Source organism: Bartonella sp. AD328YNZD (genome assembly GCF_042196425.1).
This window is the reverse complement of the sequence record NZ_JBHIQG010000738.1, coordinates 1-704: the sequence shown is the minus strand read 5'-3', so window position 1 is coordinate 704 and position 704 is coordinate 1. Positions and strand designations below refer to the sequence as shown.

Below are 704 nucleotides of genomic sequence, written 5' to 3'. Positions count from 1 at the left end.
AGTGCCTTCATAAGCCAATTACTTGCTTTTTTACGCAATGCTTTTTCTGGAGGATCAGAAAGAACAACAACTTTATCTGCTAAAAATAACCGCTTTCCTGTTTGGATAAAACAACTAAAGTTAATGTGTTCTTTGACATAATCTAAATAAACCTTTGCAACCTTGGAATCCCGAAATTTTCGTAATTTATCTCTCCAATAGCTAAGATCACTTGCGCTTTTAGGAACAACCAAAGTATGAATTGGCAAAACAACAGCACTATTCCAAAAATCATCAAAGATACTTTCCACCTTTTTAACAGAGGGACCGATTAACATCAAATCTAAATCTCGAAAATGAGATTCTTTACCAGCATCAAAATAAGAATCTGCAAGATTACGCCCTCCGACAAAAGCAACCCTACCATCAATGATAAAAGCTTTATTATGCATTCTACGTGTTACAGTAATTGCCCGTAATATAATTTCTAAACCACGGCGTAAACCACCTTGACGCGATCGCCCTGGATTAAACATTCTCACCTCAATATGAGGATGTTTATCTAGCGCAATATAAGCTGGATCACGTGACTGAGCATTAATATCATCCAAAAGAAGCCGTACCCGAACCCCCCGATCAGCTGCTTCAACTATTTCACTTAATAATAGGCGCCCCGTTAAATCATCGTCCCAAATATAATACATCAGATCAAGGCTACGCCCAGC

The 704-nt window shown here is 38.1% G+C and carries 1 protein-coding gene; it reads right to left on the bottom strand.

Annotation, left to right across the window (positions count from 1 at the left end; translation table 11 throughout):
* On the bottom strand, window positions 1-704 hold a 704-nt coding region (locus tag ACFIO3_RS14760), incomplete at both ends, for a phospholipase D-like domain-containing protein (RefSeq protein WP_375704746.1).